The 18959-nt window shown below is 68.0% G+C and carries 16 protein-coding genes; 6 read left to right on the top strand and 10 right to left on the bottom strand.

The window, feature by feature from the left end:
* Positions 1-22: 22 nt before the first annotated feature.
* On the bottom strand, positions 23-256 hold the full coding sequence (locus MZTS_RS02755) for a hypothetical protein (protein WP_192281257.1): 234 nt from the start codon (positions 254-256) through the stop codon (positions 23-25).
* 209 nt (positions 257-465) lie between these two features.
* On the opposite strand from MZTS_RS02755, the gene MZTS_RS02750 reads away from it, so the two are divergent.
* The 3 genes from MZTS_RS02750 to MZTS_RS02740 all read left to right on the top strand — a co-directional run bounded on the left by MZTS_RS02750 (position 466) and on the right by MZTS_RS02740 (position 2805).
* The gene (locus MZTS_RS02750) at positions 466-1203 is read left to right on the top strand and encodes a cell wall hydrolase (protein WP_192281254.1); all 738 of its coding nucleotides are present in this window, start codon (positions 466-468) and stop codon (positions 1201-1203) included.
* 129 nt (positions 1204-1332) lie between these two features.
* The gene (gene lipA / locus MZTS_RS02745; protein WP_192281251.1) at positions 1333-2340 is read left to right on the top strand and encodes a lipoyl synthase; all 1008 of its coding nucleotides are present in this window, start codon (positions 1333-1335) and stop codon (positions 2338-2340) included.
* 6 nt (positions 2341-2346) lie between these two features.
* Complete coding sequence (locus MZTS_RS02740; protein ID WP_192281248.1) at positions 2347-2805, top strand: type II toxin-antitoxin system RatA family toxin; 459 nt, start codon at positions 2347-2349, stop codon at positions 2803-2805.
* Positions 2806-2862: 57 nt separating this feature from the next.
* Here the strand turns inward: MZTS_RS02740 and MZTS_RS02735 are convergent, their stop codons facing one another.
* Entirely contained in the window at positions 2863-3009 is a 147-nt protein-coding gene (locus MZTS_RS02735; RefSeq protein WP_192281245.1) for a hypothetical protein, read from the bottom strand.
* 760 nt (positions 3010-3769) lie between these two features.
* Between MZTS_RS02735 and cysC the strand changes: the two genes are divergently transcribed.
* From cysC to MZTS_RS02720, 3 genes are all read left to right on the top strand, one after another.
* Entirely contained in the window at positions 3770-4363 is a 594-nt protein-coding gene (cysC, locus tag MZTS_RS02730; protein ID WP_192281242.1) for an adenylyl-sulfate kinase, read from the top strand.
* A gap of 547 nt (positions 4364-4910) precedes the next feature.
* Positions 4911-5219 carry a hypothetical protein gene (locus MZTS_RS02725; RefSeq protein WP_192281384.1) on the top strand — a complete coding sequence of 103 codons (309 nt, stop codon included), beginning with the start codon at positions 4911-4913 and terminating at the stop codon, positions 5217-5219.
* 732 nt (positions 5220-5951) lie between these two features.
* A complete protein-coding gene (locus MZTS_RS02720; protein ID WP_192281239.1) occupies positions 5952-7520 on the top strand; it encodes a SulP family inorganic anion transporter in 1569 nt (522 codons plus the stop codon).
* A 59-nt stretch (positions 7521-7579) separates the two neighbouring features.
* On the opposite strand, the gene hflX is transcribed toward MZTS_RS02720, so the two are convergent.
* From hflX to dusB, 8 genes are all read right to left on the bottom strand, one after another.
* A complete protein-coding gene (gene hflX / locus MZTS_RS02715; protein ID WP_192281236.1) occupies positions 7580-8995 on the bottom strand; it encodes a GTPase HflX in 1416 nt (471 codons plus the stop codon).
* A gap of 149 nt (positions 8996-9144) precedes the next feature.
* Positions 9145-9399, bottom strand: coding sequence for an RNA chaperone Hfq (gene hfq, locus MZTS_RS02710; protein WP_009866358.1), 255 nt, complete (start codon positions 9397-9399; stop codon positions 9145-9147).
* A gap of 254 nt (positions 9400-9653) precedes the next feature.
* A complete protein-coding gene (ntrX, locus tag MZTS_RS02705; RefSeq protein ID WP_192281233.1) occupies positions 9654-11024 on the bottom strand; it encodes a nitrogen assimilation response regulator NtrX in 1371 nt (456 codons plus the stop codon).
* The gene (locus MZTS_RS02700) at positions 11021-13426 is read right to left on the bottom strand and encodes a sensor histidine kinase NtrY-like (protein WP_192281231.1); all 2406 of its coding nucleotides are present in this window, start codon (positions 13424-13426) and stop codon (positions 11021-11023) included. The genes ntrX and MZTS_RS02700 overlap by 4 nt, the downstream gene beginning before the upstream one ends.
* Before the next feature lie 64 nt (positions 13427-13490).
* Positions 13491-15128, bottom strand: coding sequence for a DEAD/DEAH box helicase (locus MZTS_RS02695; RefSeq protein WP_192281228.1), 1638 nt, complete (start codon positions 15126-15128; stop codon positions 13491-13493).
* 78 nt (positions 15129-15206) lie between these two features.
* A complete protein-coding gene (ntrC, locus tag MZTS_RS02690; RefSeq protein WP_192281225.1) occupies positions 15207-16673 on the bottom strand; it encodes a nitrogen regulation protein NR(I) in 1467 nt (488 codons plus the stop codon).
* Positions 16674-16683: 10 nt separating this feature from the next.
* On the bottom strand, positions 16684-17817 hold the full coding sequence (locus MZTS_RS02685) for a two-component system sensor histidine kinase NtrB (RefSeq protein WP_192281222.1): 1134 nt from the start codon (positions 17815-17817) through the stop codon (positions 16684-16686).
* A complete protein-coding gene (gene dusB, locus MZTS_RS02680; protein ID WP_192281219.1) occupies positions 17817-18845 on the bottom strand; it encodes a tRNA dihydrouridine synthase DusB in 1029 nt (342 codons plus the stop codon). The genes MZTS_RS02685 and dusB overlap by 1 nt, the downstream gene beginning before the upstream one ends.
* Positions 18846-18959: the final 114 nt, after the last annotated feature.

The raw sequence follows: 18959 nt of genomic DNA, 5'->3' as shown, positions 1-18959 counted from the left end.
ATCCTCGTCTCGAACAGGCGGATCAGGCGACCGGAGCGGCAACGGCCTGAGCGGCATTCTCCTCGGCGCCGGGATGGCGGCGCGACGAGTAGTAGAGGCCGATGGCGTTCCAGAACGCGTCGCGCTGCTCGTGGGTGAACCGGAGCAGAGCCGTCTCCAGCGCGGCGCGGCCAGCCGCGGCGGCCTCCGTGCGCATGCGCTCGTCGAAGGCGTCGGACGGCTCCTCGCTCGGCTTCGCAAGAGACTGATCCGACATGCGCTGGCACTCCGCTCGCAAGGTCCCAGCGTGGGCAACGCCTAAGCTCTTCTTCCGTTCAACGCCGTCGTCGCGAAACGGCTTGCGGGCTCCGTGTGCGAAAAGACACACCGCCCCGGATTCGAAGCCGAGGCTTAACAGTTCCTTTGCTCCTGTGGTTCGAATGGTCCAGCTTGGCCATCCAGCGTCGTCAGCCTTCAGGAGCCTGCATGCGAGCCGACCGGACTTTTCGCCTTTTCTGCCTCTTCGGACTGGCACTGACCGGTTCGGGCCTCGGCGGATGCGGATTGTTCCGGCCTCAAACGGAGCTGACCACCGGCTCGATCGCGCCGAGCGCCAAAGTCGTGCAGGCGCCGACCGCCGCAGACAAGGAATGCCTCGCCCGGGCGATGTATTTCGAGTCGAACCGCAGCGACGAAGAGGGCCTTCTCGCCGTCGGCACGGTGGTGATGAACCGCCTCGATGCGCCCGCCTATCCCGGCCGGATCTGCGAGGTCGTCGGCCAGAAGCGGCAGTTCGCCAATGGCGTGCTGACCAAGCCGGTGCGGGAGCAGGACCGGCCGCGGCTCGAAAAGGTCGCCGACGCGTTGCTGTCGGGCCAACGCCATGAGGGGGTCGGCCCGGCCCTGCACTTCCACACCGCCGGCTACAGCTTCCCCTACAAGAACATGCACTACGTCGCCGCTGCGGGCGGCAACGTGTTCTACGAGAAGAGCGACCGCGAAGGGTATCTGCCGGCGGTGCAGCCGCGTGCGGTAGTGCAGACGGCCTCCGGCCGGCTGATGCCGCTTCAGGTCGCCGCCGCCAATTCCGGGATGATCGGCCTGCCGCTCACCGGCCGCGTCCAGCCGACGCTGACGGCCGAATACACGGCGCCGACCGCACCGGATCTGCGGATCCCCGGCCCGGCCCGCTACGCCTCGGCTCCCGGCCGCGACCAGCGCTGATCTGAGCGGAGCGGGTTACGGCCGGGGCGGGTTGTCGCCCCCGGCCTATGCGCAGACGGCCCAAGGCCTTAAGTCAGGGACGGGCCGGGCCTCCCCTCCGGCTTTCCTGGTGTCGAACTGCGCAGTCTCATGGCCGTCGTCCTCGATCTCCTGAACAACGACACCCGGCCGAAGCAGGCTGCGCCCGCGCGCCCGCGCCATCCGGAAAAGGCGCATCGGCCGGACACGGCGATCCAGCGCAAGCCGGACTGGATCCGGGTGAAGGCGCCGGGCTCGAAGCTGTGGGCGGAGACGAAGGACATCGTCCGCGCCAACAAGCTGGTCACCGTCTGCGAAGAGGCGGGCTGCCCGAATATCGGCGAGTGCTGGGAGAAGCGCCACGCCACCTTCATGATCATGGGGGACACCTGCACCCGCGCCTGCTCGTTCTGCAACGTGCGCACCGGGCTGCCGGAGGGCCTCGATGCCGCCGAGCCGGAGAAGGTGGCCGACGCGGTGGCCAAGCTCGGCCTGCATCACGTCGTCGTGACCTCGGTGGACCGCGATGACCTCAAGGACGGTGGCGCCGAGCATTTCTCGCGCACCATCGCCGCGATCCGCCGGGCGAGCCCCGGCACCACCGTCGAGATCCTGACGCCCGATTTCCTGCGCAAGCCCGGCGCCCTCGAAATCGTGGTGGCGGCCAAGCCCGACGTGTTCAACCACAACCTCGAGACCGTGCCGGGCAAGTACGTGACGGTTCGGCCAGGGGCGCGCTACTTCCACTCCGTGCGCCTGCTGCAGCGGGTCAAGGAGCTCGATCCGACGATCTTCACCAAGTCCGGCATCATGGTCGGGCTGGGCGAGGAGCGGAACGAGGTCGTGCAGCTCATGGACGACCTGCGCTCGGCGGAGGTCGACTTCCTGACCATCGGCCAATATCTGCAACCGACCCGCAAGCATCATGAGGTCGTGCGCTTCGTGCCGCCGGACGAGTTCAAGGCCTACGAGACGACAGCCTATGCCAAGGGTTTCCTGCTGGTTTCGGCGACGCCGCTGACCCGCTCGTCGCACCATGCCGGCGAGGATTTCGCCCGCCTCAAGGCCGCGCGGCTCGCCAAGCTCGGGCCCACCTCGCTCGCCGCCGCCAACGCCTGAGTCCGCATGCCATCCTTCCGCATCACGAGGAAAGTGCGCCACACGGCGACGCAGATGTACGACCTCGTCGCCGACATCGAGCGGTATCCCGAGTTCCTGCCGCTCTGCGAGTCGCTGCGCGTGCTGCGCGATGTCGAGGGGCCGAACGGCACGAAGATCCGGGTCGCCGAGATGGGCGTCGGCTACAAGGCGATCCGCGAGCGCTTCACCACCCGCGTGACCCTCGACCGCGACAACCGCAAGATCACCGCCGAGTATATCGACGGCCCGTTCCGGCATCTGGAGAACCGCTGGTCCTTCCGCGAGGCGGCGGATGGCGGTTGCGAGGTCGACTTCTTCATCACCTACGAGTTCAAGAGCCGCACCCTCGGCCTGCTGATGGGCTCGATGTTCGACCGTGCCTTCCGCAAATTCACCGACGCCTTCGAGGGCCGCGCCACCGCGATCTACGGGGCACCGGCCTGACACCGCCCGACCCTCTTGCCGTCCGCGTCCGTTGCCGTATCCTTGCGTAGAGGCCGTTCACGCGCTCTCCACCAGCACGGATTGCCGCTCGAACAGCGCTCGGCAGGCACTGCCCAGGCACCCCATCAGCGCGCCATGCGGCTTGTCCTCGACGAGGCGGCCGTGATCGAACATCAGGATGCGGCCGCGGATCAGGCGCTCCATCGCCTTCTGCACCAGCGAAGGCGCGGGCAGCCTTCTTCGGGAGGGTAGGCCAGGGGCTTCAGCCGGAGAGGCTGGCATGGGTCGAGCGGCAGAGAGGAAGACGATGGCGGCGGCCGTGCTGTTTCCTCCTGTTCAAGCAATGAGGAGCGAAAATCGGAGGGGAATGCGCGCTTCGCAATGCACAAAATTCGAAACGCATTTTCGATGCTGCAAAGGCTATTTCCGAATGCCCAAGCATGACTGCGAGGCTTGTCGATCGATCCTGCCCCCCATCTGGAAGCGGCAGAATTCGTCATCGATCAGCAACGTATCACCTTCAAATTAATTGCGATATTTGCTATTATTTATTGCAAGGATATATTTATATATATGAATTACATATCGGTACGCAGCGCGATTTGGGCCGGACGGTATTTTCAAAAATCTATCGCGATCACTCACATCCACGACTGACACTGGAAGATATGTGCGCGGCACGTCAAATTCGACCGTGAAGCATCGAATCCGTCGATTCACCTTCTACGATAGATCGCGAAACACAAGCGCAACAATAAGCATAATATCTCACCATCTATTCGCCAGAATTCATGGTATTACGCTTAGGAAATGATCGCTTATCATCTAAGACACAAAAGATTTATTCTTTACATTCGGTTGAAATCTGCAGCATGTGATCCTCTTTGTCGCACCTTGGCCTGAAGTACACCGCCCAAGCAGCGGCAATGCGGCACCGGAACCGTTACGCCTGAGGAATGATGGATTGGGCACACGAAACCTGACATGGCAGACGCTGCAGCCCCGCGAGTGCCGCTGGGCGCGGATGAGGCAACGGCCGGCGATTGCGTGGCTGACCGGCCTCTCAGGAGCTGGAAAATCGAGCGTTGCCAATGCGGTCGATCGCGCCCTGACGGAGGCCGGCCGCAGCAGCATGGTGCTCGACGGCGATAATCTGCGTCACGGGCTGAACCGCGATCTCGGCTTCACGGCGGAGGAGCGGATCGAGAACATCCGCCGTACCGCCGAGGCCGCCCGGCTGATGGCGGAGGCTGGGCTCGTGGTGATCGTCTCCCTGATCTCACCCTTCCGCGCCGAACGTCAGACAGCCCGGGCGATTGCCGGAGACATCCCCTTCCTCGAAGTCTTCATCGACACGCCTCTGGCGATCTGTGAAGCCCGCGACCCGAAGGGCCTGTATGATCGCGCGCGGGCCGGCAAGATTCCCAACTTCACCGGCATCTCAGCTCCCTACGAGATCCCGAACTCCCCCGACCTCACCCTGACAACGCGGGATCGCAGCGTGATGGACACGGCGCAGCCGCTGATCGCGGCCCTGCTGGAGCTGAGCGCGGGCTGACCGGGACGGCCCGCGGCTCTGTTTCTGCCCGTCAAGCAACCGGGACCGCGCGCCTGCGCTTGCTGCGACGGCTGATATTACGTCCGCCCGAAGCATTCCGGCGCAGCGACCCTATTGAAGAGGGCAGGACCGGCTGAATTGCCTGGGTTGAAGCCTCGTCGAGATCAAAGCTTCATCGCTCAAATCAAATCTTCCGAATCCGGATGCCCCCGCTCCGCGTGGGGGCGACACGGCGCCGGGCCCGTCCCCCGATACGGTGCGCAGGAGCAGGGCGCTCCTTCCAAGCCGACACCGAATGAAGGCTGCCGAAGGCGCGCAGACCGTCGCCATCTCGACGACATCGATTTTCATCCCTCACTGTCATGCGAATTGCCGATGTCAGGTGCTGTGTCGCACAAATCGGAATAGGCGCCCGGATTAAATCTGAAGTATATACTAGTGACAAAACGCACTTTAAAAGTACATTTTTCGGGACTACTCTTATTCTGCGACGAACAAGGAAGACAAAAAAAGTTCGCGGTTGAGGGATTACGAGAGGAAGGTCGATATGAACCGGATTATGACGATTGGTTTCCTGGCGGCGGCTCTGATTGCTCCTGTTGCCACTCAGGCGGCGGATGGCGGGAGTGGCAGCCGTCAGCAGGCTGGCGGCGCCTTCATGAGCAGCTACGTCGATGACCCCTATCACGACCCGCGTTCGCTCCACTCGCAGCGGAAAGGCACGGGCCAGATCCTGGGCGCGCCGATGCTGAGCGAGAATGCCGGTGCCAAGACGAGCCCCGCTCGTGCGGCCCTGCGCGAGGGCGCGGTCGGTTCGCGGTGGTCGGCGGGTCAGGCGCCGCGCCGGACGCGCTGAAGCATCGCTCTGAGCGGCGGCCGTGCCTGCTCCTGAAACGACGGCGAATACAAGCTTCACGCTTCGTCTTCACGGGGGGCCATCGGTCCGTCTGAGGAGGTCGATGAAGAACGAGAGACTAGCGCGTCCGATCTCCCGATCGATGCGCTAGGCCCATGCGGAGGCGGCGCGCCGAAACTCGCGCCGCCGGATGCGCCAACCGGATCGGCCCTGCGGCCCATCTTCGAGCGAACGCATCCGACGGCATCGTGCCGACCGATAAGTCGCTGCGCCAGACGCGGCGACACGGGCGGGCTTTTGCCGACCGGCCGCGCCGGCCCGCTCGACTTGTGCCCAGTCTGCTTGCGTCCGGTCTACTTGGTGTCCCGCAGGCGAAGCCCCGTCTGTCGAGCACCGGAATCTCACCTCTGTCGGCGCGCCGTCTCACGCGCGGCAATGGACAGCGAGGCCGATCGTGGACGGTAGAGTTCAGGATCTTTCAGCGCTTGCGGAGTGCATCCCCGTGGGCGCGGGCAGATCGGCGGGCTGCCGTTCCATGACCATCCGCGGCCCGGAGCCCAGGTCGGTCTCCGCGCCGCATCACGCGACTCGTCCGAATACATCACCCGATCCGGCCCCAACGATCTTGTCGCGAGCCGCACCGATGATCCCGTCGCGCCGGTGCCGGGAGCAGGGATGGCTGCGCCAGGCATCGCCGGCCTCCACGCTGTCTCAGCGGAGTAGCATCTTGCCATGTCCTCCATTTTCGCCCGGCTGATCCCGCCGACCCTGGGCCGGGATCTCCCGGCCTCCTTCGTCGTCTTCCTCGTGGCGATGCCGCTCTGCATGGGCATCGCCATCGCCTCGGGAGTGCCCGCCGAGCGCGGCCTCATCACCGGCGTGATCGGCGGCATCGTCGTCGGTTTCCTGGCCGGCTCACCGCTCCAGGTCAGCGGCCCGGCCGCAGGCCTTGCCGTCATTGTCTTCGAATTCGTGCGCGAGCACGGCATCGATGCCCTCGGGCCGGTCCTCGTCGCCGCCGGCGCGATCCAGCTTCTTGCCGGCGCCCTGCGGGTCGGCGGCTGGTTCCGGGCCATCTCCCCCGCCGTCGTGCACGGCATGCTGGCGGGCATCGGCATCCTGATCGTGCTGGCGCAGATCCATGTGCTGACCGACGCGCTGCCGAAGGCCAACGGCCTCGACAACCTCGTCGCCATCCCGGCCGCCTTCTTCAACTTCGTCTCCGGCCCCAACGGCAACCGGCCCGGCGCGGTCATCGTCGGCATCGTCACCATCGTGGCGATGATCGGCTGGGAGCGGATCCGGCCGGTCAAGCTGAAGCTTCTCCCAGGCGCGCTCGTCGGCGTCCTGGCCGGCACGCTCGTCGCCGATCTCGGCGCCATGGCAGTCAAGCGCGTCGAGGTGCCGGAGAACATCCTCTCCGCCGTCGCACTCCCGGCCTCCGGCGACTGGAGCCGCCTGACCGAGCCGGCCATGATCATCATGGCCCTGACCCTCGCGGTCGTCGCCAGCGCCGAGAGCCTGCTGTCCGCAGCGGCGGTGGACCGGATGCATGACGGCCCGCGCACACAGTACAATCGCGAGCTCGGCGCGCAGGGCGTCGGCAACATCCTCTGCGGCCTGGCGGGCGGCTTGCCGATGACGGGCGTCATCGTCCGCTCCTCGGCCAACGTCCAGGCGGGCGCGGCGTCGCGGGCCTCCACGATCCTGCACGGCAGCTGGATCCTGGCCTTCCTGCTGGTCCTGCCGATGGTATTGAAGCTGGTTCCGACGGCGGCTTTGGCCGGCATCCTGGTGGTGACGGGCTGGCGCTTGGTCAGCCCTGCCCACGCCTTCCATCTGCACGAGCGCTACGGCCTTGCCACCGCCGCGATCTGGCTCGCGACCATGGTGATGGTGGTCGCCACCGACCTCCTGACCGGCGTGCTGACCGGGCTCGTCCTCAGTCTCCTTCAGGTCATCCCGCATTTCGTCCGGGGGCCGCTCAAGATCGAGGGCGGCGCCGCCAAGACGGTGCAGGGCGGAACGATCGAGGCCGTCCCGGAACTGCGCCTCTCGGGCTCGGCCACTTTCCTGCAACTGCCGCATCTCAACGAGGCGCTGGAACGGACCCCGGAGGGCACGCCGGTCCGGCTCGCGGCGGAGAATCTCCGCCACGTCGATCACACCTGCCTGGAGATGCTCCGGGAATGGGCGACGCGGCGGGCCAAGACCGGCGCCCGGGTCGAGATCGTCGGAGGCGGCGCCAGCGGGCTGCATCACAGCCTCGCCGCCGTCGCGCACGCCGCCCCGAAGGACTGACGGAGACCCGGTGCCAACGAGGAAGGGCCGGTGCCGCGTCGAGCGGCACCGGCCCCCTCTCAGACGGAGACGGGTTGCTGCGGGCCGCCGATGCGCCGGGCCGCCTCGAACCGGTTCAGGAACCGGGGCTCCTTTTCCGGGGCGATGCGGATCGTCAGGGCGATCACCCCACCGGAATCGGCCTGCCGGTCGAGCACCTCGGCATTCTCGTAGAGCCAGTTGAGGGCGGCGCCGTCCTCCGGCGGCAGGCTCACCGCGAAGGTGGAGCGGGCCCGCGCCACCTGCGATTCAATCCGCTCCGCCAGGGCGGGAAGCCCCTCGCCGGTCAGGGCCGAGACGAGGATCGGCGCCGGTCCGGTTCCTCGATGCGCGGCACTGAGATTGAGCAGCCGGGTGCGCTCCCCCTCATCCAGCAGGTCGGCCTTGTTCCAGACCTCGATGATCCGGTCGGCATCCGCCTTGATGCCGAGTTCACGCAGCACCGCCTCGACATCCTCGGCCTGAGCCTGGGTGTCGCCATGCGAGACATCCCGCACATGCAGCAGGATGTCGGCCTCGATCACATCCTCCAGCGTGGCGCGGAAGGCGGCGATCAGCGAGGTCGGCAAGTCGGAGATGAAGCCCACCGTGTCGGACAGGATCACCGTCTCGCCATGCGGCAGCTTGGTGGCGCGGGCGGTCGGATCGAGGGTGGCGAAGAGCATGTCCTGCGCCTTCACCTCGGCCTTGGTGAGGGCGTTGAACAGGGTCGACTTGCCCGCGTTCGTGTAACCGACCAGGGCGACGATCGGGTAGGGCACCCGCGCCCGGCTCTTGCGGTGCAGGCCGCGGGTCCGCGTGACCGCGTCGAGATCGCGCTCGATCCGGGTCATGCGCTCTTGGATCATCCGCCGGTCGGCCTCGATCTGGGTCTCGCCGGGTCCACCGAGGAAGCCGAAGCCACCGCGCTGACGCTCAAGGTGAGTCCAGGAGCGGACCAGCCGGGAGCGTTGATAGGCGAGGTGGGCATGCTCGACCTGAAGCGTGCCCTCCCGCGTCGAGGCCCGCCGCCCGAAGATTTCCAGAATCAGGCCGGTGCGGTCGATGACCTTCGCGCCCCAGGCCTTTTCGAGGTTGCGCTGCTGAACCGGCGTGAGCGCGCAATCCATCACCACGAGGCCGATCTCCTCGGCCTGGATCAGCCCGGCCACTTCCTCGACGCGACCCTTGCCGAGATAAGTCGAGGGACGCGGACGCTGAATGTGAACCGACATCGCCTGGGCCACGTCCAGATCGATGGCAGCCGCCAGCCCCACCGCCTCGTCGAGCCGCGCCTCGTCGGAGCGGGCGGCCTCCGCCTGTCCGGGAACGAAGCGCTGGGCGGTGCGTGTCAGATAGGGGCCGAGAACCAGGGTTCGGGTCGCGGCGGCGATCTCGCCCTCGGGGGCGGCCTTCGCCTGCAAGCGTGCTTCGCCGGGCGGAAGGAGTTCAGTCATGGCGTCTCCGTGTCATCGTTCCTTCATGTGGGAACGATGACGCCATTTCGCATCCGCCGGCTTCCGCAAATGACCGAAATCGAAGCGGCAAGCCGTCGTTTTTATTTCGTGAGGCGGGAGCTGTTCCCGCGGAAGGGCGAAGCGCGCCGTTACGCCTTGTCGGGCGCAGTCTCGTCCGGCTCGAACAGCTGGACCGGATGGCCGGGCATGATCGTCGAGATCGCGTGCTTGTAGACCAATTGCGAATGCCCGTCCCGGCGCAGCAGAACGCAGAAATTATCGAACCAAGTCACGACACCTTGAAGCTTGACGCCGTTGACGAGGAAGATTGTCAGCGGGATCTTGTTCTTGCGGACATGGTTGAGGAACGTGTCCTGGAGGTTTTGAGCGCGCTCGCCCGCCATTTCTTCTTATCCTTGTTTCAGCATCGGCACCGCGGAAGCGCGGGTTCCCGTGGCGGCATCGCGGGGTGCAGCCGCTCCGCACCTTTCGAGACCGCTTCCCCAAGCCAAATCGCATTACAGGGCGAAGCTTGCCGCGACGCAAGGGGCTGATTGCGCCACCCTGTGGCGATATCCACCCCTTGCAACCGCTTCCGCAGCGACGCCGCTCTCCCCGACAGCCCTCGAAACGGGATGAGCTTCCCGATCGTCTCCCGTTAGGGACCGATGCCGAGGGATTTCAGCTTCCGGTGCAGGGCCGAGCGCTCCATGCCGATGAATTCGGCGGTGCGGGAGATGTTGCCCGAGAAACGGGCGATCTGCGCGATGAGATATTCGCGCTCGAAGATCTCGCGCGCCTCGCGCAGGGCGAGGCTCATCAGCTTCTCTCCGCCCGCGCCGGTCGGCGTTGTCGGCACCAGGGCGCCGATCTCGGTCGGCAGCATCTCGGAGGTGACCTCCTGCTCCGGATCGCTCTGGGTCAGGATCATCAGCCGTTCGACGTTGTTGCGCAGCTGGCGCACGTTGCCGGGCCAGTCGTGCGACTGCAGCACCGCCATGGCGTCCTCGGCGATGCGCCGCCGCGGCAGGCCGGTGGCGGCCGAGATCTGCTCCATGAAGAAGGTGATGAGTTCCGGCACGTCCTCGCGCCGCTCGGCGAGCGACGGAATGCGGATCGGCACCACCGAGAGGCGGTGGAACAGATCCTCGCGGAAGCGTCCGGCGGCGATCTCCTCTGTCAGATCGCGGGAGGAGGAGGAGATGATGCGCACGTCCACGTGGACACGGGCGGTGCCGCCGACGCGCTGGAAGTTCTGATCGACCAGTACCCGCAGGATTCGGCTCTGCGTCTCCTTGGGCATGTCGGCGACTTCGTCGATGTAGAGGGAGCCGCCATGGGCTTCCTCCAGGGCGCCGACGCGCCGCACCCGGCCCTCGCCGCCCTCGACGCCGAACAGCTCGGCTTCCATCGTCTCCGGTGTGATCGTGGCCGCGTTGATGACGACGAAGGGGCCGCTCGCCCGTGCCGAGGCCCCGTGCAGGGTGCGCGCCGAGAGTTCCTTGCCGGCGCCGGGCGCGCCGGAGATCATCACCCGGGCATTGGTCGGGGCCACGCGCTCGATGGTCTGGCGCAGCTGGTTGATCGCCACCGAGGCGCCGACGATGCGGCTCGCCTGGCCCGACCGGACCTTGAGGTCGCGCACCTCGCGCTTGAGGCGCGAGGCTTCCAGCGCCCGCTCGGCGACGAGGATCAGCCGGTCGGCCTTGAACGGCTTCTCGATGAAGTCGTAGGCGCCGGATTTGATCGCCGCCACGGCGGTCTCGATGTTGCCGTGGCCGGAGATCATCACCACCGGCAGGTCGGGATGGCCGGCCTTGATCAGGTCGAGCACCTGAAGGCCGTCCAGGCGCGAGCCCTGGAGCCAGATGTCGAGGAAGACGAGATGGGGCCGGCGCGCCTCGATCGCGGCCAGCGCCTCGTCGGAGCCCGCCGCCGTGCGGGTGCGGTGCCCCTCGTCGTCCAGGATGCCCGCGACCAGATCGCGGATGTCGGCCTCGTCGTCGACGATCAGGATGTCGGCGCTCATGGCTGCATCTCCGCGACGCGTCGCGCTTCCATGGCGTCCTCCGTGTTCTTGTCCATCGTTGTCCCGTCACGCGCGTCCGGCGCGGCGGAGCGTGTCCGCTCCTGCCCGGCACCGGGCTCGGAATTCTGTCCGGCCTCCGGCCCGCCCCCGACCTCCCGCGGCAGACGCATGCGGACCTGTCCGCCGCGCCCCCTCGGGTTGTCGTTCAGCTCGATGCCCCCGCCATGCTCTTCGAGCACCTTGGAGACGATGGCGAGTCCGAGGCCGGTCCCGCCCTCGCGGGTCGTCATATAGGGTTCGAGCAGGCGCTGGCGCCCCTCCGCCGGGAAGCCTTTTCCATTGTCGGTGACCTCGATCACGACGAAGGCCTCCTCGACGACGAGCCGCAGCGCCACCTCGCCCTTGCCGCCATCGGCGGTCAGCACATCCTCGGGGACGGCCTGGACCGCCTCGACGGCGTTCTTGAGGATGTTGGTGAGCGCCTGGGACAGGAGCCGCACGTCGAAGGCGGCAACGACACGTCCCTTCTCGTCGGCGCCCTCCGTCTCGAACGGAAACTCCATGTCCGGGTGGGCCATGCGGAGCATGAACAGGTTCTGGCGGGCGATCTCGGCCAGATCCTGCTGCGTGATCGCGGGCTTCGGCATCCGGGCGAAGGAGGAGAACTCGTCCACCATCCGCTTGATCTCGTCGACCTGCCGCACGATCGTGGCGGTGCATTGCTCGAACACGTCCTTGTCGGCCGTGATCACTTTTCCGTATTTGCGCCGGATGCGCTCGGCGGAGAGCTGAATCGGGGTCAGCGGATTCTTGATCTCGTGGGCGATGCGCCGGGCCACATCCGCCCAGGCGGAGGTGCGCTGTGCCGTGACGAGGTCGGTGATGTCGTCGAGGGTCACCACGTAGCCGCGCGCCTCCCCCTGGGCCTGCTCGCTCGTGACCCGCACGGCGATGGTGCGCTCGCGACCGCCGCGCACCAGCTGGATCTGCTGCTGCAGGGCGCGCTGGCGCCCCTCCGCCTCGGGGAACAGGGCGGCGATCTCGGGCACGACCTGCGTCAGCGGCTGGCCAACCAGCTCCTTCGCCGTGAGGCCGAGGGTGCGCTCCGCACCCGGATTGGCGATGGTGATGACCCCGTCGGCATCGACGCCGAGCACGCCGGGCGAGACGCCCGACAGCACCGCCTCGGTGAACCGGCGGCGGCGGTCGATCAGGTCGCTGGCCGCGCGCAGGCCGTCATGCTGCCGGCGCAGCTCCTGGGTCATGGTGTTGAAGCTCTCGCCGAGATGCGCGAGGTCGCCATCCGCCTTCCGTGCCGGCACGCGGGCGTAGAAATTGCCGGCGGCCACCTCGTCGGCGGCGTTGATCAGCCGGCGGATCGGCGCAACGAAGCGGTTGGCGAAGTTGAGCCCGAACCAGACCGCCGAGAGCAGCGTGATCAGCGCGATCAGGATGAAGACCGAGGCGAAGGCGATCTGAACGTAGCGGCGCAATTCGTCGTAGGTCAGGTATTCCGCCGCCGCCGCGCGGGCGACGCCGGGGAAATCGATGGCGAGCTGGCTGACCTCGCGCTGCACCAGCAGCACGGCGTTGTCGTAGGCCGGCATCCGCATCAGGGCGGCGAAGACGCGGCCCTCGTTGGGCAGAAGGCAGATCGGATCGCTCGACTTCGCCGCGTCCTCGAAGGCGGCGGCCGAGGGCAGGCGGGTCTGCTTGAGCACGTCGATATTGGCCCGGGCCACCACCTCGTTCGGCCCGCGCATGATCTTGGCGATCGGCAGCCCGAGCGCCTGGGCGCGTATGGTCAGGAAGCTCTCGAACCACTCGCGATTGACGTCGAAATTCGGCCGCGCGCGGGTCAGGTCGTCGGTCAGGATGCGGATTTCGCGGGCCAGCGCCTGACACTGGTTCTCCTGATAAGCGTCGGCGATCTCGACCGATTTCAGCACCACGTCCCGCACCCGGCCGGTGAAGCCGAGGGAGAGCCCGACATCGATCGTCACGGAGGCGACGATGGCGAGCAGGATGGTCGGCAGGATCGCGATCAGGCTGAACAGGCCGACGATGCGGGTGTGGAGCCGCGCCACCGAGGCATGGGTGCGCCGGGCATGCAGGAAGACCCGAGCCTCCCAGGCGATGACCACGACGAGGGCGAGCACCAGCACGGCGTTGACCGCCAGCAGCGTCACGCCGGTGGCCGGCGTCCGTGTGATCTGGATGATGCCGACCAAGATCAGGAAGGTGATGGAAGCGGAGATCAGCGCCGTCGCCACCACGGCCGCCCCGATCCAGCCCGGCCCGCGCGGGGGCGAGTCGAAGCGGCGCGCGATTTCCGCCGCGCCGTCCTCCTCGGACGGGGCGTCGGACGGCTTGGCGTGAGAGCGTCGCGACAGGAGCGGCATCGCTGATGCGGGGCCACAACAGTGTGGCGAAATTAATACGAATCGGTCCGAGGCGTCGAAACGATCAGGCCGCCAGACTGCCCCAGCGGCGCAGGTCGCGGAACCGCCGGCCGTCCGAAAACCGCACGGTCACGCTCTCCGTGAGCCGGCCGGCGGCCTCGACCCGCACGGCGTCCGGCCGCTCCAGCTCGTCGGCCCGGTCGAGGGCCGCCTCAATGCTCATCGGCACCGGCTCGGCACCGCCGAAGGCCCGCCACCACTGCACCGCCTTCTCACGGGCATGGCCGGAATGTTCGAGGCAGACCTCGACGCGGCATCCGCCCCCCTGCCACCGGAACGCGACCTCGAGACGGTCCGGCCCCGAGCCGCCGGGACCGCGTCCCAGCCGCCAGGAGGCCAACTCCCGCCAGGGGGAGACGGGTTCGGACAGGATCGGCAGCGCGTCCTCGGCACTCGCCGCATGGGGCGCCTCCTCGTCCTCAGTCTCCGGCTCGACCCAGCAGGCCTCGCAGGTGCTGGCATTGAGGGCGATCAGCGCGCCGCAGCCGGGGCAGGGCTTGGCGCGCGCGATTCCCGGCGCGGCGGGGCCGAGGGCGACGCTGCGGGCCGTGACCGCATCGACCGGCCCGTGCATCCGCACCAGCCCGGCATAGTCGAGCACGATCGCATCCGCCTTGCCCGGCGCCCGGCGCAGGGCCCGGCCGACCTGCTGCACGTAGAGACCGGCGGATTGAGTCGGCCGCAACAGGGCGATGAGATCGACCTCAGGCACATTGAAGCCAGTGGAGAGCACGCCGACCGAGGTGAGGCAGCGGATCTTGCCGGCCCGGAAATCGCGCACGATCCGGTCGCGCTCGCGCTTGCCCATCTCGCCGGTGACGGTCTCGCAGGACACGCCCTCGGCGCGGATCGCATCGCGCATGGCGGCCGCGTGGGCGAGGCCGGCGCAGAAGGCGAGCCAGGCCCGCCGCTCCCGGCCGTAGCTCACCATCTCCTCCACGGCGGCGCGGGTGATCCATGCGCGGTTGACCGCCGCCTCCAGCGCCGAGGGCACGTAGTCGCCGCCGCGCTTCGGCACCCCGGTGACGTCGAGGGAGAGGGCGGTGGCCTTGCAGACCAGGGGGGCGAGATAGCCCTGATGGATCAGGTCGCCGACGAGCGCTTCGTAGACGATGCGTGCGAAGACCCGGCCCTCGCCCTCGTCGAGCCGGCCGGAATCGAGGCGGTAGGGGGTGGCGGTGAAGCCCGCGACCTTGAGATCCGGGTTGCCCGCCCGCGCGGCGGCGAGGAAGCGGCCGTAGCCGGTCTCGCCGGAGCGGGGCACGAGATGGGCCTCGTCGATGACGATGAGGTCGATGGTCCCGAACAAATCGGCGCGGTCGCGCACCGATTGAATCGAGCAGAACACCACCTGCGCACCGGCCTCCCGCCGCCCGACACCGGCGGAGAAGATGCCGGCGGGCGCCTCCGGCCAATAGGCCAGCAGCTCGCCGTGGTTCTGCACCACCAGCTCGCGGACATGGGTGAGCACGCAGATGCGGGCCTCCGGCGCCCGCTCCAGCCAATCGCGGATCAGCGCGGCGATGACGAGCGCCTTGCCGGCGCCGGTCGGCAGCACGACGAGGCCGGGCCCGCCGCCCTGGTCCCAATGCCGGTCGAGCGCCTCCAGGGCGGCGCGCTGATACTCACGGAGGCGCAGCATGGCGCGCCTTTAGCGAAGCGCGGCCGTGGAGAACAGAGGGGGATCGCACGCGGCCTCGCCGGCTCCCCCTTCAGCGCCTCACCGCGAGGTGCGGAACACCTGCAGGTCGAGATCCCGCACCTTCTTGCGCAGGGTGTTGCGGTTGACCCCCAGCAGCTCCGCCGCCCGGATCTGGTTGCCGCGGGTGGCGGCGAGCGCCGCGCCGATCAGCGGGCCTTCGATCTCGCGCAGGATCCGGTGATAGAGGCCGGGCGGGGGCAGGGTGTCGCGATAACCGGAGAAGTAATCGGCCAGATGCCGCTCGACCGCACCGGACAGGGTTTCGCTCTCCGACGCGCCGTTCTTGCGCGCGGCGCCGTTGCCGGCGGGGGCGGGCTGGGCCAGCGGCAGGGTATCGAGTTCCGCCTCGATGACGGGGCCGGTGATGGTCTCCTGCGGGTAGAGGGCGGCGAGCCGGCGGACGAGATTCTCCAGTTCGCGCACGTTGCCCGGCCAGCGGTAGCGCTTGAGCCGCTCCATGGCGTCGCCGTCGAGGGTCTTGCGGGTCAGGCCCTCACGCTCCACCAGCACGAAGAAGTGGCGGATCAGGTCCGGCACGTCCTCGGCACGCTCGCGCAGGGCCGGCAGGCGCAGGGGCACCACGTTCAGGCGGAAGAACAGATCCTCGCGGAAGATGCCCTGCTGGATCGAGACCCGCAGATCCTTGTTGGTCGCGGCGATGATCCGCACGTTGGTCTTGATCGGCACGCGCCCGCCGACGGTGGTGTACTCGCCCTGCTGCAGCACCCGCAGCAGGCGGGTTTGGGCCTCCATCGGCATGTCGCCGATCTCGTCGAGGAACAGCGTGCCGCCCTCCGCCTGCTCGAAGCGGCCGGCGGAGCGGGAGAGCGCGCCGGTGAAGGCGCCCTTCTCATGGCCGAACAGCTCCGATTCGATCAGGTCGCGCGGGATCGCCGCCATGTTGACCGGCACGAACGGCCCGGTGCGGCGGCGGCCGTAATCGTGCAGCGCCCGGGCCACCAGCTCCTTGCCGGTGCCGGATTCGCCGGTGATCATCACGGTGAGGTCGGTCGGCATCAGGCGGGCGAGCGCCCGGTAGATCTCCTGCATGGCCGGCGAGCGGCCGACCAGCGGAATGTCCTCGTTCTCCGGCCCGGCGCCGGGAGCCGGCGTCCCACGGGGGCGTGACAGGGCGCGGCCGACGATGGCGGTCAGCTCCTTCAGGTCGAAGGGCTTGGGCAGATACTCGTAGGCGCCGCGCTCGGAGGCCCGGATCGCGGTCATGAACGTGTTCTGCGCGCTCATGACGATGATCGGCAGCTCGGGCCGCACCCGCTTGATGCGCGGCAGCAGGTCGAACACGTTCTCGTCGGGCATCATCACGTCGGTGATGACGAGGTCGCCCTCACCCTGGGCGACCCAGCGCCAGAGCGTCGAGCAATTCGAGGTGGTGCGGACCTCGTAGCCGGCCCGGGAGAGAGCTTGGTTGAGGACGGTGCGGATGGCAGCGTCGTCGTCCGCGACGATGATGTGGCCGTTGGGCATGACTCTCGACTCAACGATCCGCAGTCGATTCACGCCCGTCGCGGGCGCTCGACATGGGAAGCAGGATCCGGAAGGCGGTGCGGCGGGGAACGGGATCGCATTCGACGATGCCCCCATGATCGCCGACGATCTTGGCAACCAATGCAAGTCCGAGGCCGGAACCCTGCGCCTTGGTCGTGACGAAAGGGTCGAACAGGTCGGACAGCAGGTCGGGCGGGATGCCCGGGCCGTTGTCGCGCACCGCCACCTCGATGGGCAGGCTGACGCGCTCGCGGGAGCCGGGGATCTGGAGGCGCAGGCCGGTGCGGAAAGCGGTGGAGAGGGTGATCTCACCCTCGACCGTATCCGTGCCGATCGCCTCCGCAGCGTTCTTGACGAGGTTCAGGATCACCTGGATCAGCTGGTCCCTGTTGCCGAGGACGGGCGGCAGCGAGGGATCGTAATTCTCGACGAAGCGGATGTGACGGGCGAAGCCCGACTGCGCCGAGCGCTTCACCTGATCGAGCACGCCGTGGACGTTGACCGGGCCGCGCTCCACCGGGCGCTCGTCGCCGAACAGTTCCATCCGCTCGACGATGCGCACGATCCGATCGGACTCGTCGCAGATGAGGCGGGTGAGCACCCGGTCCTCGTCGTCCCGCTCCTGTTCGAGCAACTGCGCCGCGCCGCGGATGCCGGCGAGCGGGTTCTTGATCTCGTGGGCGAGCATGGCGCCCAGGGCCACCATCGAGCGGGCGGCGCCGCGATGGGTGAGCTGGCGGTTCATCTTGTCGGCGATGGTGCGCTCCTGGAGCATCAGCACCACCGAATCGTCCTCGTCCCGCAGGGGCGTGGCGAACACGTCGACGCTGCGCTCCTGGCCCGAGCGCGGCTGGACCAGCTCGACACGGTATTCCGAGACGCTGGAGCTCCGCCGCCGCACCTCGGCCACCAGGGCGATGATGGGCGAGGAGAACGGGATGATGTCGCGCAGCCGCCCGCGCAGCATCAGCCGGGCGGACGCGTCGAAGAACAGCTCGGCGGCGTGATTGACCCGCAGGATCCGCTCGTCTGGGCCGATGGTGAGCACCGGCAGCGGCAGGGAATTCAGCACCGCTTCCGCCGCCGGCAGCGATTCGGGCAGAGGCTCGTCAGAAAAGGGCATCAGGCCGCCTCGCCGAAGGGCGCATCCGTCCCTCCGGCCGGTTCGAGAAAAGCGCGGCGCAGGAGACGCAGCGCCTCCGCCGGATCGGTGGTGGTGACGAGGCGGCGCCGGTCGTCGGCACCGAGGCCGCCGGCCGCATCGGCATAGGCGGCGAGGTGCTTGCGGGCGTGGCGCACGCCCATCGACGCCCCGTAGAGCGCGATCAGCCCCTCGTAATGCGCGGTCGCGACCTCCGCTTGCCGTTCGGGCGAGAGTGGCATGACGGTTCTGCCGGCCAGCCCGGCGGCGATTGCGCCGACGAGCCAGGGCCGGCCGACCGCCGCGCGCCCGATCATCACGCCGGTCGCGCCCGAGGCGGCGAGGCAGGCGCGCGCCTCCTCCAGGCTCGCGATGTCGCCGTTGGCGATGACGGGGAGACTCACCGCCTCCACCACGGATCGGATCGCCGACCAATCGGCCCGGCCCTTGTAGAATTGCTGCCGGGTGCGGCCGTGGACGGTGACGCCGTCGAGACCGAGCGATTCGGCGCGCCGGGCGAGGTCCGGCGCATTGAGGCTGGCATGGTCCCAGCCGAGGCGCATCTTCACCGTCACCGGGACCTCGACCGCCTCGCGCACCGCGGCGAGCAGCCGGGCGGCATGATCGAGATCGCGCATCAAGGCGGAGCCGGATTCGCCGCCGGTCACGGTCTTGGCCGGGCAGCCCATGTTGATATCGATGGCATCCGCCCCGTTGGCGACGGCGATGCGGGCGGCCTCGGCCATCGGCTCCGGTGCGCAGCCGGCGAGCTGGACGATGTGCGGACTCACCCCGGCGCCCTCGGCCCGGACGCGCGATTCGGCGTCACCCTTCGCCAGTTCGGCCGCCGCCACCATTTCGGAGACGACGGCGCTGGCGCCGAGCCCCTGCGCGAGACGGCGCATATGCAGGTCGGTGACGCCCGAGAGCGGAGCCAGAAGGACGGGCGGATGCACCGGCCCTCCCTCACCCCCGGAGCGCAGCGCGCTCAAATAATGATCATCTGTCATTATGCACAATAAATAGCCAAACGCGGGCCGGACGCAAGCGCCGACTGCGTTTGCCTTCAGTCTATCCGCCGCATAAGAGCGCGGCGTCCCCAATTCTCTGTCGTTCGAGGCCTC

The sequence above is a fragment of the Methylorubrum zatmanii genome, assembly GCF_014845115.1.
Classification (GTDB): Bacteria; Pseudomonadota; Alphaproteobacteria; order Rhizobiales; family Beijerinckiaceae; genus Methylobacterium; species Methylobacterium zatmanii.
Note: the sequence above shows the minus strand (reverse complement) of the source record. Positions and strands in the feature narration are given on the sequence as shown.